This is a genomic window from Massilia sp. CCM 8734, assembly GCF_011682155.1.
Lineage (GTDB): Bacteria > Pseudomonadota > Gammaproteobacteria > Burkholderiales > Burkholderiaceae_D > Telluria_A > Telluria_A rubra.
In genome coordinates, this window is record NZ_WHJI01000052.1 from 1 (window position 1) to 21,587 (window position 21,587).

20 protein-coding genes and 1 tRNA gene are annotated in these 21,587 nt (G+C 64.6%); 15 read left to right on the plus strand and 6 right to left on the minus strand.

The annotated features are described in order from the left end of the window. The first annotated feature begins 232 nt into the window (after positions 1-232). From F2P46_RS31300 to F2P46_RS31310, 3 genes are all read left to right on the plus strand, one after another. The gene (locus tag F2P46_RS31300; protein ID WP_208296845.1) at positions 233-2,764 is read left to right on the plus strand and encodes an ATP-binding protein; all 2,532 of its coding nucleotides are present in this window, start codon (positions 233-235) and stop codon (positions 2,762-2,764) included. 271 nt (positions 2,765-3,035) lie between these two features. Next, entirely contained in the window at positions 3,036-3,998 is a 963-nt protein-coding gene (locus tag F2P46_RS31305; protein WP_166897843.1) for a diacylglycerol kinase family protein, read from the plus strand. Between the two features lie 109 nt (positions 3,999-4,107). Then, complete coding sequence (locus F2P46_RS31310) at positions 4,108-4,785, plus strand: two pore domain potassium channel family protein (protein WP_208296846.1); 678 nt, start codon at positions 4,108-4,110, stop codon at positions 4,783-4,785. Here the strand turns inward: F2P46_RS31310 and F2P46_RS31315 are convergent. After that, positions 4,782-6,203 carry a PLP-dependent aminotransferase family protein gene (locus tag F2P46_RS31315; RefSeq protein ID WP_166897845.1) on the minus strand — a complete coding sequence of 474 codons (1,422 nt, stop codon included), beginning with the start codon at positions 6,201-6,203 and terminating at the stop codon, positions 4,782-4,784. The genes F2P46_RS31310 and F2P46_RS31315 overlap by 4 nt on opposite strands. A gap of 332 nt (positions 6,204-6,535) precedes the next feature. Next, positions 6,536-7,747: a cation:proton antiporter gene (locus F2P46_RS31320; protein WP_166897847.1), complete on the minus strand. Its 1,212-nt coding sequence runs from the start codon at positions 7,745-7,747 to the stop codon at positions 6,536-6,538. A 259-nt stretch (positions 7,748-8,006) separates the two neighbouring features. Between F2P46_RS31320 and F2P46_RS31325 the strand changes: the two genes are divergently transcribed. Beyond that, on the plus strand, positions 8,007-8,591 hold the full coding sequence (locus F2P46_RS31325) for a hypothetical protein (protein WP_166897849.1): 585 nt from the start codon (positions 8,007-8,009) through the stop codon (positions 8,589-8,591). Between the two features lie 68 nt (positions 8,592-8,659). On the opposite strand, the gene F2P46_RS31330 is transcribed toward F2P46_RS31325, so the two are convergent. Together F2P46_RS31330 and F2P46_RS31340 are read right to left on the minus strand one after the other, a co-directional pair. Next, positions 8,660-10,786: a DUF6055 domain-containing protein gene (locus F2P46_RS31330; RefSeq protein WP_208296847.1), complete on the minus strand. Its 2,127-nt coding sequence runs from the start codon at positions 10,784-10,786 to the stop codon at positions 8,660-8,662. A 139-nt stretch (positions 10,787-10,925) separates the two neighbouring features. After that, complete coding sequence (locus F2P46_RS31340) at positions 10,926-11,414, minus strand: hypothetical protein (protein ID WP_166897851.1); 489 nt, start codon at positions 11,412-11,414, stop codon at positions 10,926-10,928. A gap of 185 nt (positions 11,415-11,599) precedes the next feature. On the opposite strand from F2P46_RS31340, the gene F2P46_RS31345 reads away from it, so the two are divergent. The 4 genes from F2P46_RS31345 to F2P46_RS31360 all read left to right on the plus strand — a co-directional run bounded on the left by F2P46_RS31345 (position 11,600) and on the right by F2P46_RS31360 (position 15,569). Beyond that, positions 11,600-11,686: transfer RNA gene (locus tag F2P46_RS31345), tRNA-Leu, on the plus strand. A gap of 265 nt (positions 11,687-11,951) precedes the next feature. After that, positions 11,952-12,740, plus strand: a complete 789-nt coding sequence (locus F2P46_RS31350) for a hypothetical protein (protein WP_166897854.1) — start codon at positions 11,952-11,954, stop codon at positions 12,738-12,740. 48 nt (positions 12,741-12,788) lie between these two features. Beyond that, positions 12,789-15,005, plus strand: a complete 2,217-nt coding sequence (locus F2P46_RS31355) for a penicillin acylase family protein (RefSeq protein ID WP_166897856.1) — start codon at positions 12,789-12,791, stop codon at positions 15,003-15,005. Between the two features lie 12 nt (positions 15,006-15,017). Continuing rightward, positions 15,018-15,569 carry a sugar O-acetyltransferase gene (locus F2P46_RS31360; RefSeq protein WP_368737978.1) on the plus strand — a complete coding sequence of 184 codons (552 nt, stop codon included), beginning with the start codon at positions 15,018-15,020 and terminating at the stop codon, positions 15,567-15,569. On the opposite strand, the gene F2P46_RS31365 is transcribed toward F2P46_RS31360, so the two are convergent. Further along, positions 15,558-16,445 (minus strand): LysR family transcriptional regulator, encoded by an 888-nt coding sequence (locus tag F2P46_RS31365; protein ID WP_166897861.1) that lies wholly within the window; start codon positions 16,443-16,445, stop codon positions 15,558-15,560. The two genes, F2P46_RS31360 and F2P46_RS31365, sit on opposite strands and share 12 nt — an antisense overlap. A gap of 102 nt (positions 16,446-16,547) precedes the next feature. Between F2P46_RS31365 and F2P46_RS31370 the strand changes: the two genes are divergently transcribed. The 5 genes from F2P46_RS31370 (at position 16,548) to F2P46_RS31385 (ending at position 19,490) form a co-directional block, all read left to right on the plus strand. After that, a complete protein-coding gene (locus tag F2P46_RS31370) occupies positions 16,548-17,615 on the plus strand; it encodes an alkene reductase (protein ID WP_166897864.1) in 1,068 nt (355 codons plus the stop codon). Continuing rightward, on the plus strand, positions 17,612-17,971 hold the full coding sequence (locus tag F2P46_RS38005; protein ID WP_229509531.1) for an alcohol dehydrogenase catalytic domain-containing protein: 360 nt from the start codon (positions 17,612-17,614) through the stop codon (positions 17,969-17,971). The genes F2P46_RS31370 and F2P46_RS38005 overlap by 4 nt, the downstream gene beginning before the upstream one ends. Positions 17,972-17,986: 15 nt before the next feature. Continuing rightward, positions 17,987-18,211 (plus strand): hypothetical protein, encoded by a 225-nt coding sequence (locus F2P46_RS38010; protein ID WP_229509532.1) that lies wholly within the window; start codon positions 17,987-17,989, stop codon positions 18,209-18,211. Positions 18,212-18,487: 276 nt separating this feature from the next. Next, a complete protein-coding gene (locus F2P46_RS31380) occupies positions 18,488-19,039 on the plus strand; it encodes a thymidine kinase (RefSeq protein WP_166897867.1) in 552 nt (183 codons plus the stop codon). A 28-nt stretch (positions 19,040-19,067) separates the two neighbouring features. Continuing rightward, a complete protein-coding gene (locus tag F2P46_RS31385) occupies positions 19,068-19,490 on the plus strand; it encodes a hypothetical protein (protein WP_208296849.1) in 423 nt (140 codons plus the stop codon). Positions 19,491-19,515: 25 nt separating this feature from the next. On the opposite strand, the gene F2P46_RS31390 is transcribed toward F2P46_RS31385, so the two are convergent. Continuing rightward, positions 19,516-20,217: a hypothetical protein gene (locus F2P46_RS31390; RefSeq protein ID WP_166897869.1), complete on the minus strand. Its 702-nt coding sequence runs from the start codon at positions 20,215-20,217 to the stop codon at positions 19,516-19,518. Positions 20,218-20,336: 119 nt separating this feature from the next. Here F2P46_RS31390 and F2P46_RS31395 point away from each other — a divergent pair, with 119 nt between their 5' ends. Next, the gene (locus tag F2P46_RS31395; RefSeq protein WP_166897872.1) at positions 20,337-20,585 is read left to right on the plus strand and encodes a DUF3297 family protein; all 249 of its coding nucleotides are present in this window, start codon (positions 20,337-20,339) and stop codon (positions 20,583-20,585) included. Between the two features lie 221 nt (positions 20,586-20,806). Further along, positions 20,807-21,484 carry a DUF1963 domain-containing protein gene (locus F2P46_RS31400; RefSeq protein ID WP_166897874.1) on the plus strand — a complete coding sequence of 226 codons (678 nt, stop codon included), beginning with the start codon at positions 20,807-20,809 and terminating at the stop codon, positions 21,482-21,484. Positions 21,485-21,587 lie beyond the last annotated feature (103 nt).

Consider the following 21,587-nt stretch of genomic DNA (forward strand, 5'->3'; position numbering starts at 1 on the left):
GACGGTCCCTATTTCGCCGCTTTCTCGGCCAATAGCTCGCTATTGGCACTGCGAAATCGTCAAAATCTGGCCTCGCCCAGCTATTTTTTTCGCTTCGACTCCCCAAGTCCGACAGGCTGCTTGATTGGACAAAACGGACGGCGCATGCTTTCACAATAATGATACGATCTGGCATGCGCCCCAGCGGTGCGCATACCACTTCTCATTATCGGCGACCATTACCGGGCACTGGATGCGTTTGACATTTGACTTCCTCTCCAACGGCGGAGAACTCGGCGCCCTGATGCGCGCCAAGGACTGGAGCGCGACGCCGCTCGGTCCACCCGAACAATGGCCCACGTTGCTCAAGAGCACGATCCGGCTGATCCTTACCTCCAGGCATCCGATGTTCCTGTGGTGGGGCAAGGACCTGGTGCAGTTCTACAACGATGCCTACCGCCAGACCATGGGGCCGGAACGTCATCCGAGCGCCTTGGGCGGCTGCGGGCGGGAGTGCTGGGAAGAAATCTGGCCCATCATCGGCCCCCAGATCGAACTGGTCATGAACGGCGGCGGCAGCACCTGGAACGAAGACCAGCTGGTGCCGGTCACGCGCCACGGCAGGCGCGAAGATGTCTGGTGGACCTACGGCTACAGCCCGATCGAGGACCATGACGGCGTGCACGGCGTGTTGGTGGTGTGCAACGATGTAACCGCCCAGCACAAGGCCAAAGCCGCGCTCGAGCGCATGAACCTGGCCCTGACCGAACAGATCGCGCAGCGCGAGCACGCGCAGCGGCATGAAGCGATCCAGACTTCGCAGCGCCTGCGCGCCGAACAAGCCCTGCGCGAACAGCGCGAAGCCGAATCCATGCGCCTGCGCCTGCTGTTCGAGCAGGCCCACGGCTTCATCTGCATCCTGCGCGGACCCGAGCATGTGTTTGAATTCGTCAATTCGGCCTACCTGCGCCTGGTGGGCCAGCGTGCGCTGATCGGCAAGAGCGTGCGCGAAGCGCTGCCGGAGATGGTGGGGCAGGGATTTGTCGAGCTGCTCGATGGCGTGTATGCCAGCGGCATGCCGTACAAGGCGGGCGACCTGCGCATCGAACTGCGCCAGGCGCCCGAGAGCGCGCCGACCCATGCCTACATCGACTTCGTGTACCAGCCGATCCTGGAAAACGGCGCTGTCAGCGGCATTTTCGTGCAGGGTTTCGACGTGACCGACCGCTCCATGGCGCGCCAGGCCTTGCAGCACAGCGAGCTGCGCCTGAAGGAAGGGCTGACAGTGGCGCGCATGGTGGTGTGGGACTGGGACCTGGACAGCAACGATGTGGTGTTCTCGGACAACGCACCCGAACTGTTCGGCGCCAACTGGACCAATATGCGCCAGGTATGGCACTGTTTCGACCCCGACGACCTGAAACGGATGGAACTTGCGCGCAGCGAGGCACTCCAATGTCATGGAAGCTATGGCGACGTGGTGCGCCTGCGCCGGCCGGACAATGACCAGCTTGTCTGGTTGCAGGTGTACGGCACGGTGGTTGGGGACGAGGCCGGCAATGCCAGGTGCATACGCGGCGTATCGATCGATGTCAGTGCCCGCAAGCGTGCGGAGGAATCCTTGCGCGAGGCGGGGCGCCACAAAGATGAATTTTTAGCGATGCTGTCGCACGAACTGCGCAATCCGCTGGCGCCGATTCGTTCCGCAGCGCATTTGCTGGGCATGGCGCCGGACAATATTTCTCGGGTGAAGATGTCGAGTGTCATCATCGAACGCCAGGTCAATCATATGACCAGCCTGATCAACGACCTGCTTGATGTGTCGCGGGTCAACACCGGGCTGGTGGTGCTCGACAAGGAGGTGATCGACCTGCACCAGGTGGTGCAGGAATCGGTAGAGCAGACCCAGCCGCTCATCAGCGAGCGCGGCCATGAGTTGCGCCTGGACATGCCGCCCGAGGGGGTGGTGGCGGTGATGGGCGACCGCAAGCGGCTGGTACAGGTGCTGACCAACCTGCTGCACAACGCGGCCAAGTACACGCCGGCCGGCGGGCGCATCGCGCTCGAGGTCAGCCATCATGGCGACACGGTCGAGTTGCACGTGCGTGACAACGGCATCGGTGTCGAGGCGCTGCTGATGCCGCATATTTTTGAGTTGTTCACGCAAGAAAAGCGCTCGTCCGACCGCTCGCAGGGCGGGCTCGGCCTGGGGCTGGCGCTGGTGCGCAGCCTGGTGCTGCTGCATGGCGGGCATGTGACGGCGGCCAGTCCGGGGCCGGGGGACGGGGCGACCTTTTCGGTGTACCTGCAAAAGCACGCGCTGGCCGGCAGCGCCGGCGCGGCCTGTCGCGGACCCGGCAGCCATGCGGGCGAGGGCTTGCGCCTGATGCTGGTCGACGACAACAAAGACGCCGCCAACGCCATGGCCATGGTGCTGGAATCGGCCGGCCACGTGGTCATGGTCGAGCACGATCCGCTGCGCGCGCTGGAAAGCGTGGGCAACTTTGCGCCGGACGCCTGCCTGCTCGATATCGGCCTGCCCGGCATGGATGGCAACGAACTGGCGCGCCGGCTCAGGGCCACCGCACACGCGCGCGCGGCCACCTTGATCGCGGTAACCGGCTACGGCAACAAGTACGACAAGGCCAGCGCGGTGCAGGCCGGCTTCGACCATTATTTCGTCAAGCCGGCCAACACCGCCGAGCTGATCGGCGTGCTGGCCCGCATCAAGCCGGTGCCGCGCGCAACGCAGGGTGCGCCCGTTGCGGAGCGGATCGAGGGCTGACGCCGGCCTGGCGCGGGCTTGACGATACAGGACCGGCCTGCCGGGCGCATCGGCGGGCTGCTTGCGCCGATGACGAACCGGCGCGCGCCCCGCCGTGCGGATCGGGATGAACGCAAGGGCGGCAGCGTCAGCCTTGCTGGCGGCGCGCGCCGGGGCTGTGGTCCGATGCCGCGCGACGATCTCCCTCGGGACACCCGCGCTATCGTATTGAAAACGCAATTTTCCACGCTGGTGATAAAGTTTGGCATCATTGAACTCCACGTCAGCCCCCATGCCCGCGCCGCTATATATTATTCTCAACGCCGGTTCCGGCCACGCCGAAACCGAACTCCAGCGCACCACCATCGAAGACCTGCTCACCGCTGCCGGGCGCGAATTCGAACTGGCCGTGGTGGACCAGGCGGCCGAGCTGGGCGACATTGCGCGGCACATGGCTGCGCGCGCGTGCCAGAGCGGGGGCGTGCTGGTTGCCGCCGGCGGCGACGGCACCATCAACACCGTGGCGCGCCAGGCGGTCGAGAGCGGCTGCCAGTTCGGCGTGCTGCCGCAAGGCACTTTCAACTATTTCGGCCGCACCCACAGCATTCCGGAAGACCTGGGCGAGGCCGTGCGGGCGCTGCTGACGGCGCGGGTGGAGCCGGTGCAGGTGGGGCTGGTCAACGAGCGCGTATTCCTGGTCAACGCCAGCATCGGCCTGTACCCCACCTTGCTCGAAGAACGCGAGATCGACAAGAAGCAATACGGACGCAGCCGGCTGGTAGCGATGCTGTCGGCCCTGAAAACGGTGCTCGGATCGTACCGGCACCTGCACATCCACGTCGAACTCGATGGCAAGACGCGCACCCTGCGCACGCCCACCCTGTTCGTCGGCAACAACCGTTTGCAGATGGAACAAGTCGGCTTCGCCCCGCTGGCCGAGCGCATCGACGATGGCAAGCTGGCCGCGCTGGCGCCCCAACCGGTGGGCAAGTTCGGCATGCTGGCCTTGCTGGCGCGCGGCGCGCTCGGGCGCTTGAGCGAGGCCCCCAACCTGCACGCCTTCGGCCTGACCCGCATGACCGTCAAGCAGCGCGGCCTGGTGGGGCGGCGCCGCATGAAGGTCGCGATCGACGGCGAGGTGACCCAGCTCGATGCACCGTTGGTGTTTCGCGTGCTGGAAGGGCAGTTGCTGCTGCTCAAACCGGCACCCGATATGGCGCAGGCCGATCGGGAAGACATGGCGCTGGCCTCCTGACCTTGGCCCGCTGCGCCTGGCGCGGCGCGGTTTTTTCTGGCCCAGGCCCGCCAGCGCCCGTATTGACTGGTCTACAATGCGTAGCTTGTCCGTATGAACCTGGTCGACCATGAACGCTTTTAACCTGATGCGCAGCACCCACCGCCACCCGTCCGCCATCCTGCTGCTGGTACAGCTGCTCGGAATGCTGCTGTATCCCTTCATCGAATCGACCCCGAGCGGGCTGGTGGTATTCAATGCCTTCGGCATCATCGTGCTCGGATTTACCACCCGCATGGTGCGGCGCACGCCCGGGCACGAGTGGGTCAGCGCCGGCATCGCCCTGCCGGTCATCGTGCTGCTGGTGCTGCAAATGATCTTCGGTCGCGAGACGCTGCTGCCTTGGTCGTCCGCGCTCGAAGCGCTGTTCTACTTTTACGCGGCGGCCAGCCTGATCGCCTACATGATGGAAGACCACCGCGCCACCACCGACGAACTGTTCGCCGCCGGCGCCACCTTCACCCTGATCGCCTGGGGCTTCACGCACCTGTTCGTGCTGCTGCAGGCCCTGCACCCGGGGACCTACGCGGCGGCCGTCAACGCCGCCGACGCGCGCACCTGGACCGAACTCAACTACCTCAGCTTCGCGCTGCTCTCGAGCACCGGCATCGGCGACGTGATTCCGCTCACGGCGCACGCGCGCGCGCTGGCCAGCGTCGAAATGTTCGTCGGCCTGATGTACCTGGCGGCGGTGGTGTCGCGCCTGATCGGCTTTACCCTGCAGCAGACCAAGGACGGCCGCGATTAAGTCGTGACGTGTGCGTGGACGATGCGCCCGAGCGTGGCCAGCGCCGCCTCGGCGCGCGCGTCCCACAAGTGGCCGTAGTTCAGGCGCAGGCAGTTCTCGAACCCCGGCTGGGGCGAAAAGATCGGTCCCGGCGCCACGCTGATGCCCTCGGCCAGCGCGGCGGCGTGCACCGCCAGCGCATCGGCCGCGCCGGGCAACTCCAGCCATAACAGATAGCCGCCCTTGGGGCGCGTGACGCGCGTGCCGTCGGGGAAGTGGCGCCGCACGGCGTCCATGAACTGCGCCTGCTGCGCCGCCAGGGTGTGGCGCAAAAGGCGCAGATGGCGGTCGTAGCCGCCTTTTTCCAGGTACAGCGCCAGCGCGCCCTGGGCCGGCGCGCAGGTGGTCAGGGTGCTGGCCAGCTTCTGGCGCGCCACCTGGCGCGTAAAGCGGCCGGCCGCCACCCAGCCGACCCGGTAACCGGGCGCCAGGCATTTCGAAAACGACGAACAGTGCATCACCAGGCCCTCGCTATCGAAGGCCTTGGCCGGCAGCGGGCGCTTGGCGCCGAAATACAGCTCGCCGAAGACATCGTCCTCGATCAGCGGCACCTGGTAGCGCGCCAGCAGGCGCACCAGGTCGCGTTTTTTCTCGTCGGGCATCAGGCTGCCCAGGGGATTCTGGAAGTTCGTCATCAGCCAGCAGGCTTTGGGGCGATGCCGTTCGAGCGCGCGTTCGGCTGCGGCCAGGTCCATGCCGTCGCGCGGGTGGGTTGGCACCGCGATCGCCTCCAGGCCCTGGCGCTCGATCGCCTGCAGCGAACCGTAGAACGCGGGCGACTCGATCAGCACCGCGTCGCCGGGGCGCGCCACCGCCATCAGGCACAGGTTGAGCGCTTCGAGCGCGCCGTTGGTGACGACGATCTCGTCGGCGTGCACCGTCATGCCATCGATCAGGTAGCGTAGCGACAGCTGGCGCCGCAAGCGCGCGTTGCCGGGGGTGAGATCGTCAACGCTGGCCCAGGGATCGAGCTGCTGCACGCTGGTGCTCATCAAGCGTGCCAGGCGCGCCAGCGGGAACAGCAGCGGGCTCGGAAAGGCCGAGCCGAACGGCACCACATCGCGCCGCATGGTGGTTTCGAGCAGGTCGAACACGCGCTCGCTCATGGCCAGTGGCAGCGCGTCTTCGGCGGGGCGCGAGGCGGTATCGGGCTCGGGCGGCAGGCGCCCGGCGCTGACGCTGACAAAATAGCCGGAGCGCTCGCGCGCCTGCACCAGTCCCTGGGCTTCGAGAGTGTAATAGGCCTCGAACACGGTGGCCGGGCTGACGCCGCGGCTGGCGCTGGTTTTGCGCACGGACGGCAGGCGGTCGCCGGGCTGCAGCGCGCCGCTCAGGATCGACTCGGAAATATCGCGCGCAAGCGCCTCGTAAAGTTTCATGATGCAGCAACGGCCCGACGAAGCCGGTAGACGGAATGGCAGCATCTTAATGCAAATTGCCCGCGCCGGCCTTTCCATCATCCAACGTTTCCTGACCGGGCACAGCCTCCCCCCGCCTCGAACCCTCTCACATCGAGCTTTCACACCGGGGTCAGAGCTTTAACTAGCAACATTGTTAAATCGGCGGCGACGAAACGCCAGCAATGGCGTTCTTAAGGACGCACGCAGCGATACACAGGCCAGTTCACCAGCGCCAACATCGGCAGCGGCCTGCATCGAATGTTAAATGTTTCTCATTAAAGCTCTGACCCCGGTTGTAGGCGTTTTGGCCGTCAGGTGTTGCGGAAAATGAGTTCTTTCATCCGTTGCAGCCTCGGATACACCACCGGCACCGTCAGCATCGTGCTGGCTATGGCCATCAGCAGCAGGGCGGTGAAGGTCTCGCTGGTGATGATCTGCTTGTCGAGCAGGATGTTGACGAAGATGATCATGATCAGCGCCTTGGTCTGCAGCAGCCAGCCAATAATGCCCGCTTCGCCCTTTTTCCATTTGAGGATGCGGCCCGCGATGTGCGCGCCGATCAGCTTGCCGCCGACCGAGGCCACCAGCAGCACGCCAGCCGCAATGAACACGGCGGCGCTGCCCATGTCCCAGTTGGTGCGCAGCCCCGTGCTGAGGAAGTACACCGGCATGATCGCCAGCAGTACGTGGGGGCGCATCAGGTCCATCTTGGCCTGGTCGAACCAGTGCGCGTCCATGACCGCGCCGGCCAGGAACGCGCCGACCATGAAGTGCAGCCCGGCCCAGTCGGCGCCGAAACCGCACAGCGCCAGCCAGATCAGGCCCACATACCAGCGGTCGCGCTCCGGCAACCAGACCATCAGGCGGCGGTAAAGGACCGTGGCGATGCCGAAGGCAAGCAGGAAGCCGAGCTGGCGTCCGACCCGGTTCCAGTCGAGCAGGATCAGGGCCAGCACGCCCCAGATGGCGATGTCGTCCAGGCTGGCGTAGCGCAGGATGCGCTGGCCGATCGGCTGGCGCAGGATATCGAGCTTTTCCATCAGCAGGATCAGTATCGGCAGCGCCGTCACCGCGCAGGCCATGCCGACCCCGACCACGAATTGCCAGGTCATCGCTTTCGGTCCGATCCAGCCGGCGTAGCCGAGCATGCCGGCCGCCACCACGGCGCCGAAGACGAGCGGCACGCTCAGCGCCAGGCTGGATGTGATGGTGGTTTCGCGCCGGTGCGCCCAGGCTTGTTTGAGGTCGAGCTCGATGCCGGCAATCATCACGAAGATCATCACCGCCCACCAGGCGATCCCGTTCATGGCCAGCATGACGGAGGGGTTGAAGATGAATTTGTAGTAATCCGGATACGCCGCACCCATCACGCCCGGTCCCAGCAAGACGCCGGTGATGATCTGCACCACCACCAGCGGGGCGTAGTAATCGGTCTTGAAAACGCGCCAGATCAGGTAGGGAATGGAGAAGATCAGGAGCATCGCGAGGAGGAAGATCTCCGTCGTGTTCATGGCTGTGTGCATGGGGCTGTCTCGTTCTTGTCATATGGTGCGCGCGAGTGTGGTCCTCGGGCTGCATGGGCGCGGTGGCGAAATCATGTAGTAAAATTTCATGAGTGCCGCGAGCCAATGCTAGCTCAACAATTGAGTAAGTTCAACAACTATGTTGGGATGACAATCCAGCACGCGGCTGGGCGAAGGGCGCTGTTCACCGGCACGCTTGCTGCGGTATAGTTGGCGTTGTCGCCGGCTACGCCGTTTACTGTCCTTCCGAGACCCCGCCATGTCCCATACCTCCGAAACCCGCATCTTTTCGGCGCCTGCCGCGAGCGTTCCGCCAGTATTGTCCAGCGCCGACGATTATGAGGCCCTGGCGCGCGGTCCAGGCGCGCTTGCCTGCGCCCGCACCGACAAGCTGCATCACGTCTTCGGCAGCACGCGCAGCGGTTACGCGATCTACTATTTCGGGAACATCCTGGCCGCCTTCGATTTTCCGGCATTGTCCTTCCTGACCGACAGCGGCCAGCAGTACGCCTTCGAAGGCGAGTACGGCACCACGCTGGTCGAGGTGCTCGACGCCGACAAGCAGCGCGCCGTCATTACCCAGATGAATGCCTTGTTCGACGCCCTCAAGGCCAATCCCATGATCGCCTACGAGGCGGAAGACTTCGGCCACCTGTCCGAGGACGATATCGAAAAGGCGCTGGCGCGCGATTACGTCAGCGCCAGCCCGTATGCCGACACCAATGTGTGGGGCGACGAGGGCGACACGGCCGACTACCTGTTCACCTACCTGCGCAGCGTGCTCAAGGTGGTGGAAAATGCGCTGGATGAAGGCCTGCTCGTCATTTTCAGCGCCGAGATGTAATCAAGCGACGGCACGCCCGGTCGCGCCAGCGCGACCGGGCAAGGTACATCGCTCTTACACTGGGCCGGTCAAGGCCGCCACACCGGACGCACCTTGGTGTTGATGTCGGTCGCCTGTCCCACGCGCGACTCGGCATCGACGAAGCCCGAGCGATTGCCCGAACTCAGATTCAGGCCTTCGCCGCGGTATTCCACATCGCCATACAGGTTCAGGCTGCCCGATGCGACCTGGGATCGTTCGAAGAATCCCAATGGGTAGAAGGTGGTGCGCACCTGGGCCGAGCCGCCGACAATGAAGGCATTGTCGCCGTTGTTGCCGCGTTCCCCGATGATGCTCAAAGCGCCCACCGTGCCGCCCGATACCGTGCCGTTGGCGACGATGGCCTGGTCTTCGATGCGCGCATTGCCGGTGACCGAATTGCCCGCCAGGACCGTCGCGTAAGGGCCGACGAACACGCTGGCCGGCGTCGTCGATGGTGCGCAGCCGCCGCCGTTGGCGTGACGCGCCGTGCCGGCCGGGCACGGATCGCGCTGGCCGTTCTGGAAACCCTGCGGCCACGCGTTCGCCAGTTCGATCATGTACGGATAGCGCCAGATGGTGCCGTACTCCTGTTCGGCAACGATGGTCTTGAACAACGACGGCGTGGCCGTCACTACCAGGAACAGCGGTTCGCCGGGATTGACCTTGTAGGTCAGGTTGCCGTCCAGGCCTTTTTGCAAGGCGCTGTAGCGCGGCGCGGTGAACTGCGCGTTGGTGGCCACCAGGCCCCAGCGGAAGTCGGCGTCGGAGCCGGGCTGGTTCACGCCCCGGAACTTGACGGTGATGGTGCTGGCGCCGCTGGCCGGATACAGGCGCACCACGTTATAGCCGAAGCGCTGCGGTGCGCCGTAGTGGGGCGAGACGAAGCGGCGGTTGCCGGTCCAGTTGGGGTCGAGCGCCTCGAGCGGCATCAGGCGGTGCATGCGCTCGGACTTGTCGGTCTGGGTGATGTTGCCGTAAGCGTTGCGGAAGGCGTCGGGCGTGGCCTTGTAGTCCCACGTCACGTTGTGCATGGCCCAATCGCCGAAAAAGTCGTTGAGCTGGGATATGCTCCATCCGCGTGACTTCTGGATGTTGGTGAACGGGTCCGGACCGGGGGTGGTCCAGATCTGGTTGGTCGCGACCGGGCACTGCTTGTCCTTGAGGTACTCCATGAACTGCCAGTTGCAGTAGCGGTCGCGCGTTGAACCAAGGTACAGGTGCGGCGCGTTCGACAGCATCTCGGAGCAGTGAGCTTCGTTCTTGTACTCGGGAAGCTGGTGCGGCGTGTAGTTGGCGTGGCTCTCGGCGATCCAGCCGCAGGTGTTCGAGTCGGGACAGCCAAGGCCGCCGTTGTACGCCATCCAATATTGCCAGGCGTGGGTGAATTCGTGGGTCAGGCCCCAGTGGTCTTTCAGGGCGCCAGGCCCGATCCACATGCCGACCCGGTCGCGCGCCCAGCCGCCGGCAGTCAGGCCGTCGGTGGAGTGGATGTGGATCGAGGGCTTGATCTTGGTGGCCGTGTTGTAGAACGGCTCGGGCATGAACAGATTACTGTTGAACAGGTTCTGCCACACCGTGTTTTCGAGCGTGGTGACCGCCAGGTTGAGGTCGGTGTCGGAAACTTTTTCGTCGGAATAGAAGGCAAAGTGCGCCGATTCCTTGACCAGTTTGTAGTTCGGGCGGTCGGGGGAGGGGCCGCCTGCGGTCCAGGTGCCCGGCGTGGTGGCGGGCTTGTTGCTGTCGCAGCCAGTGGCCCAGACGGTGGTCGTGGTGCCATTGTCGACCACCGGGGTCGGCGTTGGCGTGGGAGTCGGCGTCGGGGTAGGAGTAGGAGTCGGCGTTGGCGTCGGCGTCGGGGTAGGAGTCGGGGTAGGAGTCGGGGTAGGCGTCGGCGTCACCGGACCGATCGCACAATATTTCTTCTTGCCCGCAATGGGGTCGCCAAACGTGGCGTTATTGCACGCCACATTGCCGGAGAGGCTTTTCGTGACCCACTTGTTGCTTGCGCCGTAAGACACCGAGCGCTTGGCGGCGCCGACCACACAGGTCTCTCTCTCGGCGGCGCACTTGGTATACCCGCTCGGCCAATCAGCGGCGAAAGCCGGTGTCGCGGCGCTGCAGGCCAGCAGCGCGCTGGCGCTGGCAATCAATGTCTTGCGAATAAGCTGATCCATGTCCATCCCTCTAATGTTGTACAACGAGAAATGGTATGTTATCAGATGACTTGTGCAAAATTTAACTTTATTCGTTCGCAGTGATCATGTTCTTTCGCGCCAGCACCGGCGCAGGAAGCCGGAGCGGTCGGGAGAACGGTCACGCCGCCCGGTTCGCAACCGCCGCGACGATCCCTGCGATGGCCCCGACGACGCCAACGCCGATAATGACCAGCAAGCCATACAGCAATGGCGTGCCCCAGCTCCGGTGCTGGTAGTTCTTGCCGTACGTCGTGGCGACGAAGCGGATCTGGTCGCGCGCGCTGATGAAGTACCAGGCGATGATGACCGCAAAGCCGAAGAAGAAGTTAAACGTGCCAACCGGACCTGACTCCGGCATGGCGAACGCCAGCGTGAACGACACGAGGAACAGCAACGCGCTTCCGATCAGCCAGCGTTTCGACGCCGCCGCCTTGGCGGGCTGGCCCAGCATTTGCCAGTTTTTCATGTGAATCCAGGAACCGAACATGATACCGAACAGCAGGCACCACGCAACGGCCGCGCTTGGATTCCAGAGCGGCGGGCTCAGCCTGGTGTCGCCGGTAGTGGTGCCATCGGTCGCCTGGGGCGGGGCATAAGGGTTATCCATCATCGTGTTCTCGCATCGCGTTTGCGCCGGCCGGGGTGGCCAGTTGTCATTTGTCAGACCAGTAAAACGCCTGTCGGTTCCATAACGGACACGCATTCCTGTTCGCCATGCGCAGGCGCGCAGGCGTGGTGATCGCGGGAAAAGTGGCCGTATCGACCATTTCCTGTGCTAGAATCTCGCCCGCTGCCCGGATGGTGAAACTGGTAGACACCCGAGACTTAAAATCTCGTGCTCGTAAGGGCGTGCCGGTTCGATTCCGGCTCCGGGCACCAGCAATGGCGGGGTTTTGCTTAGATCAAAGCTCCGCCTCCTTTTCCGCAAAACGACTTTGTGGACTTGATCAATTTCCCGCTTTGTACGCTCCTTGCGTACGTGACGAAGCGATATCCGGCGTCATCGCCAGTTTCAAGCAAGCTATCGTTGAAACGGGCCATTCGCAACTGCGCGCCCGTTCCATTCCCCTCGCCAGCGGTATGGTGTAGCATTCGTGGCGGCGCGCCGCAGTCCGGCCCGCCGCAGTACTTACAAGGACACGAATTGAACATCACTATCAACGAGGAACTGCGTTCCTTCATCGACCCGCTCACCGCCAACGAATACGCCGCGCTCGAACGCAGCCTGCTGGCCGAGGGCTGCCGCGACGCCCTGGTGCTGTGGAACGATGTGCTGATCGACGGCCACAATCGCTACGAAATCTGCCAGAAGCACCACATCGCATTCAAGACCGTGCAGAACGCGACCTTCGCCTCGCTCGACGACGTCATGCTGTGGATGATCGATAACCACCTGGCGCGCCGCAGCGTGTCGGACTACCAGCGCGGCGTGCTGGCGCTGCGCAAAAAAGATATCGTCGCCGCTCGCGTGGCCCAGCGCGCCGCCGAACCGGAAGCTGCGCAGGCCGCGCCCGACGCGGCCAAGGCGCCCGAGTCGCCGCCCTGGAACACGCGCGAAGACGTGGCCAAGGCCGCGCGCGTGTCGAGCAATACCATCAGCCAGATTGAACGCATCCAGAAGGCGGCCACGCCGCAGCTGGTTGAAGCGGTGCGCTCGGGGACGATCTCGATCAACGCCGCCGCCAACGTGGCGTCGCTGCCGGAATCGGTGCAGATCGCGGCGGTGGCCGGCGGGCGCAAGGAATTGCAACAGGCGGCGCGCCAGGTGCGCGAACAGAAGGCGTCAAGCCGTCCGCCCAAGGAGCCGCCGGCCGACGCCGAAGCCGACTTGCGCGCCCAGGTGGCAACCCTGCGCGAGAAGGTCGATGCCCTGGGCGCCGAGAACCAGGCCCTCAGGGAGCGCCTCGCGGCCCTGGGCGAGAGCGCCGCGTAGCCGCGCGGGGGCGCAACCCGCTATTGAAAATCGTCAGGAGATGCATCGATGTTTCGACCCTTTCTCGTTTCGACACTGCTTGGCTGCGCCACCATCGCCAGCGCGCTGCCCGCCGGCGCCGCACCGGCCAAGCGCGCCGGCGTGCCATCAGCTGTGACGCCCGAACAGGCGCGCTGGCACAAGACAGCGCAGCGCGTGACCATCATGCGCGACAAGTGGGGCATTCCCCACGTCTTCGGCCGGAGCGACGCCGACGCCGTCTTCGGCCTGCTGTACGCGCAGGCGGAGGACGATTTCAACCGGGTCGAACTCAATTACATCAACGCGCTCGGGCGCCTGGCCGAAGTCGAAGGCGAGGCGGAAATCTGGCGCGACCTGCGCATGAAGATGTTCATCACGCCGGGCGACATGCGGGCCAGATACGCGGCCAGCCCGGCGTGGCTTAAAAAATTGATGGTCGCCTTTGCCGATGGCCTGAACTTTTACCTGCACACTCATCCCGAGGTCAAGCCCAGGCTGATCACGCATTTCGAGCCGTGGATGGCGCTCGCGTTCAGCGAAGGCAGCATCGGCGGCGATATCGAGTCGATCAATCTCAAGGAGCTGGAGCAGTTTTACGGCAAGAAGAGCGCGCTGGCGCTGGCCGAGGCCCCGAATGCCCTCGACCGCGAACCGCGCGGCTCGAACGGCTTTGCCATCGCCCCCAAACTGAGCGCATCCGGGCGCGCGCTCCTGCTGATCAACCCGCACACCTCGTTCTACTTCCGGCCCGAAGTCCATGTCGTCAGCGACCAGGGCCTGAACGCCTACGGCGCCGTGACCTGGGGCCAGTTCTTCGTCTACCAGGGATTCAACGACAAAGCCGGCTGGATGCATACCTCGGGCGGCGGCGACGTGATCGACGAGTACCTCGAAACGGTGACCGAAAAAGATGGCAGGTACGTCTACCAGTACGGCGGCGGCGAGCGCTCCCTGCGCGAAGTCAAGATCACATTGCCCTACAAGAGCGCCGGCGGCATGGCCAGCAAGAGCGTCACCGCCTACTTCAGCCACCACGGGCCGGTGGTGCGCGCGCAGGGCGGCAAGTGGGTTGCGGTCAAGCTGATGGACGAGCCGCTCAAGGCCCTCACGCAGTCGTACATGCGCACCAAGGCCCGCAATTACAAGGCGTTCCGCAAGACGATGGAGCTGCGCACCAACTCGTCGAACAATACCGTGTATGCGGATGCCGACGGCGCCATCGCCTACTTCCACGGCAATTTTGTGCCGAAGCGCGACACCGCCTTCGACTGGAACAAGCCCGTCGACGGCAGCAATCCGGCCACCGAATGGCAAGGCTTGCACGCCATCGACGAAACCATTACGCTGCTCAACCCGGCCAGCGGCTGGATCCAGAACACCAACAACTGGCCGTTCGCGGCGGCGGGTGCGAACAGTCCGCGCCAGCAGGACTATCCTGCATATATGTGGTCTTTGCCGGAAAACGCGCGCGGCCTGCATGCCGTGGCCGTGCTGGAAAACCGCAAGGATTTCACGCTCGACAGCCTGATCGCCGCCGCGTACGACAGCCACCTGACCGCCTTCGACCCGCTGATCGCATCCCTTGCCGCTGCCTACGACGAGCTGCCCGCAGGCGACGCGCTCAAGGCGCAGCTGGCGCCGCAAATGGCCGCCTTGCGCGCGTGGGACCGCCGCTACGGCGTCGACTCGGTCCCGACCTCGCTGGCCGTCTACTGGGGCCAGGAGATGGTCGCGCATGCGTCCGCCGCCGCCAAGGCGAAGGGCGTGCCGACGCTCGACTACATCCGCGACACCCTGGCGCCGGCCGAGCGCCTTCAAGCGCTGGTGCGCGCCACGGCCAGGCTGGAGACGGACTTTGGCGCCTGGCAAACGCCATGGGGCGAGATCAACCGCTTCCAGCGCATCAGCGGCGACGTACGGCAGCAGTACGATGACGCCAAGCCGAGTTATCCGGTGGCGTTCGCGTCGGCCAACTGGGGTTCGCTGGCCGCCTTCGGCATGGTGGCGCCGCAAACGACGAAGCGCATTTACGGCGACCGTGGCACCAGTTTCGTGGCGGTCGTGGAGTTCGGGCCGCGCGTGCGCGCCAAAAGCATTCTGGCCGGCGGCAACAGCGGCAACCCGGCTTCGCCGCATTTCAGCGACCAGGCCGAGATGTACAGCAAGGGGCAGTTCAAGGATGTCCTGTTTTACAAAGCCGATATCGAGAAGCACCTCGAACGCAAATACCATCCCGGCCAATAGGAGCGCAACGTGATTTTGAGCGAAAAACAGAAAATGCTGGCCGGCCAAGCGTATCGCCCCGGCGACGCGGAAATCCAGGCCGACCAGTCGGCGGCCAAGGCGTGGATGGTGCGCTACAACGCCGCCTTGGGCGAGTCGGCGTCGGCGCGCCGCGTTTTGCTGGCCGCGCAGTTCGGCGCGGTGGGCGAGGGCGCGGTGATCCGCCCGCCGTTCCACTGCGACTACGGCTACAACATCCACCTCGGCAAAGACGTGTTCCTGAACTTTAACTGCGTCATTCTCGACGTGGTGAGCGTGTCCATCGGCGAGGGCACGCAGATCGGCCCGGCCGTGCAGATTTACACGGCCGACCACCCGCGCGACCCGGCGCAGCGTAAAGCGGGACTGGAGTGGGGCCGCCCGGTGTGCATCGGGCGCAATGTCTGGATCGGCGGCGGCGCCATCATCCTGCCCGGTGTGAGCATCGGTGACGACGCCGTCATCGGCGCCGGCAGCGTGGTCACGCGCGACGTGCCGGCCGGCGCCACCGCTGTCGGCAACCCTGCGCGCGTCCTAAGCCGCTAGCAGGCGCGCCTTCAAAAAGTCGACGAACAGCCGCGTGCGCGCCGACAGCAGGCGCGTATCGGTAATCGCATGCACCGGGATCGGCGCCAGGATCCATTCCGGCAGCACCCGCAGCAGCCGTCCCGAGGCCAGTTCTTCGCGCGCGATCACGTCGTCGAGGATCGCAATGCCGGCGCCTTCGGCCGCCAGCGCACGGCTCAACCCCACGTTGTTCATCAGGAAGCGCGCCCTGACCGGCACCGTGACGCTGGCCGCGCCCTTAAACAAGGTCCATCCATCCTGCCGGATGCCCGGAGCGGCGCACAAGGCGTGCCGTATCAGGTCGTCCGGATGATCGAGCGGCGGCGCCCGGTCGAGGTAGGCCGGCGCCGCATATAGCTGGCGCTCGAGCAGCGCGATCTGGCGTGCGACCAGCGTCGATGGCGCGGTCGGCGCAGGCCCCATGCGAATCGCCAGGTCGAATGGCTCGGCCAGCAGGTCGACCCGGCGCGAGGCCGCGTCGAGTTCGAAGTCGATCAGCGGATAGGCGACGGCGAATTCGGCCAGCAGCGGCGCCAGGTAGTTGATCGCCAGGTCCACCGGCATCGAGACGCGCAAGGTGCCGCTCGGACGAGCCACATCGCCGCGCAGCGCTTCGTGCGCCACGTTGGCTTCTTCGACGATGCCCTGGCAGCGGTTGAAGTACGCCTGCCCGGCGTCGGTCAGCTCGACCCGGCGCGTGGAGCGGTGCAGCAAGCGCACGCCGATTTCCTTTTCCAGCGCGGCGATATTGCGCGACAGCGTGGAACTGGACATGCCGAGCGTGGCGGCCGCCTTGCGGAAGTTTTTGGTCTTCGCCACTTCCACGTACAGCTGCATGTAGTTCAGTAATTGCATGCCAATTGCTCCATTTATGCAGCAGAATATCCTGATTTTGTCTGTTTATCTCATTGATGCAGCAATGTACCATGGGTTCTCACTCAGCCAGAAGGGAAACAGATGAACACCTTATTCACTCCGCTCGAACTCGGCCACCTGACACTGCCCAACCGCATCGTGATGGCGCCCATGACGCGCTCGCGCTCCGACGACGCCAGCGGCGTGCCGTCCGCCGCCGTCGCCACGTATTACGAACAGCGCGCCGACGCCGGCCTCTTGATCACCGAAGGCACCTTTCCCGGCCCGATGGGCAAGGGCTATGTGCGTACCCCCGGCATTCATACCGATGCGCAGATCGCCGTCTGGAAGGATGTCACCGACGCCGTGCACCGCAAGGGCGGACGGATCTTCATGCAGTTGATGCACTGCGGGCGCATGTCGCATCCGAGCATGCTGCCTGGCGGCGCGGCGCCGCTTGCGCCATCGGCGATCAAGCCGGCCGGCACGGTCTATACCGCCGCCGGCCCGCTCGAACTGACGCAGCCGCGCGCACTGTCGACCAGCGAGGTGCAAGGCGTGATCGAGGAGTACCGTATTGCCACCCGCAACGCGCTCGCCGCCGGCTTCGACGGGGTCGAGCTGCATGCGGCGTCGGGTTATTTGCCGGAGCAGTTCCTGTCCTCGTCCACCAACGAGCGCACCGACCAATATGGCGGCTCGCTGGAAAACCGCGCGCGTTTCATCCTCGACGTGCTGGCCGCGATGGCCGGCGAGGCGGGCGGCGCGCGGGTCGGCATCAAGATCGCGCCGGAGATGGGTTTTAACGACATCAGCGACGCCACGCCGCAGGAGACCTACAGTTACCTGGTGCGGCAACTGGCCCCGCTCAAGCTGGCCTACCTGCACGTGGCCCAGTTCAAGACCTCATTCGACTACCACGCGGCCCTGCGCCCGCTGTTCGCCGGCGCTTATCTGCACGGCGGCGGGCTGGTAAAAGAGAGCGCCGACGCGGCCATCGGTGCGCAGCGGGCCGACGCCGCGGTGTTCGGTGGCCTGTACCTGGCCAACCCCGACCTGGTGCGGCGCTTGCGCCTGGACGCGCCGCTCAATGCGCCCGATTCGGCAACCTTCTATTCGCCCGGCACGGCCGGCTACACCGATTACCCGGCGCTGGGAGAAGCGGCATGAAGCGCGCCGTTCGCATTCACGCTTACGGCGGCGCCGATGTGGTGCGGGTCGACCAGGTTGACGTGCCCGCGCCAGGCGCCGGCGAGGTGCTGGTGCGGGTGCGCGCCGCCGGCGTCAATGCGCTGGACTGGAAGATCCGCCAGGGGTATCTGCAGGCGGTGTTCCCCCTTGCGCTGCCGGCCACCCTCGGCATCGAGCTGGCCGGGGAGGTGATGGCGCTCGGCGATGGCGTGACCGACTTTGCGCCGGGCGACCGGGTCATGGGGCCGTTCGGCGCACTGGGCGCCTACGCCGACATGGTGGCGGTGGCGGCGCACAGGCTGGCGCTGGTGCCGCAGGCGATGGATTACGTGTAGGCCGCGGCGCTGCCGGTGGCCGGCCTGACCGCGTGGCAGGCATTGCGCGCCGCCGGCCCGCTGCTGTCCGGCCGGCAGGTGCTGATCCACGGCGCGGCCGGCGGGGTAGGGGGCTTTGCGGTGCAGTTTGCCAAGGCGGCGGGCGCGGTGGTGCTGGCGACGGCGTCGGCGGCCAGTCGCGGCCATGTGCTGGCGCTGGGCGCGGACCGCGTAGAAGTGGTCGTCGATTTCACCCGCTGATACTAAGAGCCTATCTCAGTAGATCGGAGTCGCTGCTGGCACGCCTGGCAAGCGAGTGCGGCCTCGGTATTCCTTCGGAATACCCTCGTCGTTGCATGGCTAGCCATGCGGCCTCCTCGCGCCTTGCCCTCCCTTGCCATGCATTGCCTACGCGCATGTCGCCTACGCGCATGTCGCCATCAGCTTCCCCCGATCTACTGAGATAGGCTCTAAGATGCAACAGGCGCGTCCGCCGCGCTTGCTATAATGACGCGCTTCAATCGGTGGGAACACGCAGTGGCAAAACTTTATTTTAGGTATTCGGCGATGAACGCCGGCAAGTCGACAGCGCTGCTGCAAGTTGCGCATAACTATGAAGAGCAGGGCCAGCAGGTCAAGTTGTACACGGCCGCGATCGACAGCCGCTACGGCGTGGGGCAGGTCACATCGCGCCTGGGACCGCAGCGCGAGGTCGATATCTTCGATGGCGCAACCGATTTCCTGACGGAGGTGCCGCAAGTAGCCTGCGTGCTGGTCGACGAGGCGCAGTTTTTGTCGACTGCGCAGGTGCAGCAATTGCACCAGCTGGCGCAGGTGCGCGGCGTGCCGGTCATCTGCTATGGTTTGCGCAGCGATTTCCGGGGCGAGCCGTTTCCCGGTTCGGCCTATTTGCTGGCGCTGGCCGACGACATCGAGGAATTGAAGAATATCTGCACCTGCGGCAAAAAAGCCACGATGAACATTCGCGTGGACGAGCAGGGCAAGCGGATCAGGGAAGGCGAGCAAGTGTCCATTGGCGGCAACGAGCAATACCGCCAGGCCTGCGGCCGGTGTTTTTACGCGGGCTGACACGGCCCGAGGGTAAGGAGGTGTTTGCATGTCCCATCCTGTCACCTATATTCATCTGGCGCCCGGCAGCCTGCCCACAGGGCGGGTGCAGCCGGCGCCGTACAAAATGGTGGTCATCGCCGACGCGGCTGTCGCGCCCGAATGGCAATCGCAGGTGAGCGACTGGATCGTCAAGTCCGGTTGCCGCTACATGATCGCCTGGGGCGTCGATTGCAGTTCCTGGGACGACGCGGTCGATATGGCCAATATCGAAGCGTTCGACTTCGGCGATATCCCCGACCAGCATTTCATTCCCACTTCATGGCATGCGGACGATCCGATCGAGGAGGTGTTCGGCTTTTGCAAGTACGACGCGGCGCATCCGGTGGTGGCACTCAAGCAAACGGTGTTGCTGCATATTGCGGAAGCGGCGAACCAGGACGCGCTGCTGCACGCTTACGCGGCAGTGTGAAGCGCCCGGGTCGCCGCTGGCGCTGTCAGGAAACCCGCGCCCTGGAACGCTTGTTCAATCCGGCCGCGACATCCCTGCGTACGGACGGGCTTTTGATCAGGCCCACCGCCAGCACCTTGATACGGGCCGCGTCCTCAAGCTCGCCATTGCCGGCCAAAACGGTGAGTACCCGCTGGACTTCGCTGACGTAGGTCGTGATTTCGGCGCGCCGCTCGGGTAAGTGCGAGAACGGGCGCTGTTTGATTGCCGCGATGTCTTGTTCGAGCACGCGCGCCATCTCGCGCACGAACGGCTCGGCCGGCGGCATCAGTTTTGCCGCCAGGGCGTAGTCGCGCGCCTCCACAATGGCCGGCATGGCAATGAGCGCGCAGTCGGCGGCAAATACCGGCGAGGCTGCGGCCAGCGCCTTGTAGAACTGATAGGTCGCCGCCGTATCGCCGAGTTCCGAATCGATGATGACGATATCCCAGAACGCTTCCCGGTCGTTGGCGCCGGCCAGCAGGGCCGCGGCCTTGTCGGCGCGGATGGTGCGCAGCGCGTCGAGCGCCTTGGGGTAGGCCCGGCCCAGTTCGGCCCACATGCCGACCAGGTAGTAGCGCATTTCTTCCAGCGCCGGATCTTCATCCAGGGCGTGCTGGTAGAACCAGACAAAGCCTTGCAGCGCCTCGTCGTGGCGACCCTCGTGCAGGGCGTCTTCCGCATCGCTGAAACGTGTCAGTGCTGTCATGATTTCCTTTTAAGTTGGGCAGTTCGCCCGAAAGGCGCATGATGCCATACTTGCCATTGGCGCAAAAGGCGCCACCGAAGAGCGTTGTACTCGCCGCCGATCTGGGGGATAATTCGTCCATGAACGATACCACTACACTCCCCCCATTGCCCGACCGCCTGTCGATCGACCCGCGCAGCCCTTTTCACAATGAAGCGGCGTTCGAACGCGACGTCGCCATCAAGCTCAACGGTAAAGAGCACCTGAATGTCGAGGAATATTGCATCAGCGAAGGCTGGATCAAGATTCCATCCGGCAAAGCACTGGACCGCAAGGGCCATCCGATGCTGATCAAACTCAAAGGCACGGTCGAAGCGTTCTATAAATAGAACGATTTGATGCCGTCCGGCCCTTATCGGGCCGGGCTGGCGAACCCGTGATCCAATTTTGTCCCCGCTGATGCCGCCGCGCTGTTTTTACATCGCGGTTGTGTCACCGGGGATATTCATTTGTGCAAAGGGGATGACGTGGTCTGGATACCGAAAGGCGGTTTTTTGTCCGAGAACGGCGCACGCGCTGTGTCAGCGCTGGAACAGCGCTACGGCGCAGCATGAATCCCGCCGCCCGCGCGCAACTGGACGAGCTGCGCCAGCACCTGCGCAGTGCCGCGCTGGCCACGGCTGGCGGTTTTCGTCCGCCGCAGGACCCGCTGACGTCCTGGTTCGGGCGCGGCGTCGGCTTGCCGCATGAAACCTTGCCCGAGTTTGAAGGCAAGCCGATGTTCCCGCTGCTACAAATCCGCGTGGCCGAGCTGCCGTACGTCCCCGAGCAGTTGCGCGACGTCGCCTTGCTGGTGCTGTTCCACAACCAATCGCGCCATCCCTTCGATTTGCCGCACGGCGAAGGATGGCTGATCCGGGAGTACGCGCGCCTCGACGGCCTGGTTCCTTTGCCGGAGCTAACGAAACCCGTCAAACCGTTTCCCATCCGCTGGGCCAGGGTGGACGACGACGCGCCCGGCTGGGAGGGGGGCTGGGAAATCGTCGACCTGGCTGCGGTCAATGACGACGAGGCCGCGACCGACGCGTTTTTCGACGGTTTTACGCGCTATACCGGCACCAAAGTGGGCGGTTATCCGTACGAAATCCAGCACGGCGTCGGCCTTCACGACTTTGTGTTCCAGGTCGGCTCGGAAGAGAAGGTCGGCTGGATGTGGGGCGACAATGGCGTCGGCTACTTCTTCCGCGCGCCGGATGGCCAGTGGCGCTGGGATTGCCAGTTTTACTAGCAGCCTGTCGGACTTGGGATCGTCGGCTGCAAAAATACCTGGGACGGTCCATATTTCGCCGCTTTCTCGGCCAATAACTCGCTATTGGCGCTGCGAAATCGTC

What these genes read in the sequence shown, in the direction of transcription:
- F2P46_RS31300 (WP_208296845.1), top strand. Translation starts at nt 233, where the DNA reads ATGCGTTTGACATTTGACTTCCTCTCCAACGGCGGAGAACTCGGCGCC.
- F2P46_RS31305 (WP_166897843.1), top strand. Translation starts at nt 3,036, where the DNA reads ATGCCCGCGCCGCTATATATTATTCTCAACGCCGGTTCCGGCCACGCC.
- F2P46_RS31310 (WP_208296846.1), top strand. Translation starts at nt 4,108, where the DNA reads ATGAACGCTTTTAACCTGATGCGCAGCACCCACCGCCACCCGTCCGCC.
- F2P46_RS31315 (WP_166897845.1), bottom strand. Translation starts at nt 6,203, where the DNA reads ATGAAACTTTACGAGGCGCTTGCGCGCGATATTTCCGAGTCGATCCTG.
- F2P46_RS31320 (WP_166897847.1), bottom strand. Translation starts at nt 7,747, where the DNA reads ATGCACACAGCCATGAACACGACGGAGATCTTCCTCCTCGCGATGCTC.
- F2P46_RS31325 (WP_166897849.1), top strand. Translation starts at nt 8,007, where the DNA reads ATGTCCCATACCTCCGAAACCCGCATCTTTTCGGCGCCTGCCGCGAGC.
- F2P46_RS31330 (WP_208296847.1), bottom strand. Translation starts at nt 10,786, where the DNA reads ATGGATCAGCTTATTCGCAAGACATTGATTGCCAGCGCCAGCGCGCTG.
- F2P46_RS31340 (WP_166897851.1), bottom strand. Translation starts at nt 11,414, where the DNA reads ATGGATAACCCTTATGCCCCGCCCCAGGCGACCGATGGCACCACTACC.
- F2P46_RS31355 (WP_166897856.1), top strand. Translation starts at nt 12,789, where the DNA reads ATGTTTCGACCCTTTCTCGTTTCGACACTGCTTGGCTGCGCCACCATC.
- F2P46_RS31365 (WP_166897861.1), bottom strand. Translation starts at nt 16,445, where the DNA reads ATGCAATTACTGAACTACATGCAGCTGTACGTGGAAGTGGCGAAGACC.
- F2P46_RS31370 (WP_166897864.1), top strand. Translation starts at nt 16,548, where the DNA reads ATGAACACCTTATTCACTCCGCTCGAACTCGGCCACCTGACACTGCCC.
- F2P46_RS38005 (WP_229509531.1), top strand. Translation starts at nt 17,612, where the DNA reads ATGAAGCGCGCCGTTCGCATTCACGCTTACGGCGGCGCCGATGTGGTG.
- F2P46_RS31385 (WP_208296849.1), top strand. Translation starts at nt 19,068, where the DNA reads ATGTCCCATCCTGTCACCTATATTCATCTGGCGCCCGGCAGCCTGCCC.
- F2P46_RS31390 (WP_166897869.1), bottom strand. Translation starts at nt 20,217, where the DNA reads ATGACAGCACTGACACGTTTCAGCGATGCGGAAGACGCCCTGCACGAG.
- F2P46_RS31395 (WP_166897872.1), top strand. Translation starts at nt 20,337, where the DNA reads ATGAACGATACCACTACACTCCCCCCATTGCCCGACCGCCTGTCGATC.
- F2P46_RS31400 (WP_166897874.1), top strand. Translation starts at nt 20,807, where the DNA reads ATGAATCCCGCCGCCCGCGCGCAACTGGACGAGCTGCGCCAGCACCTG.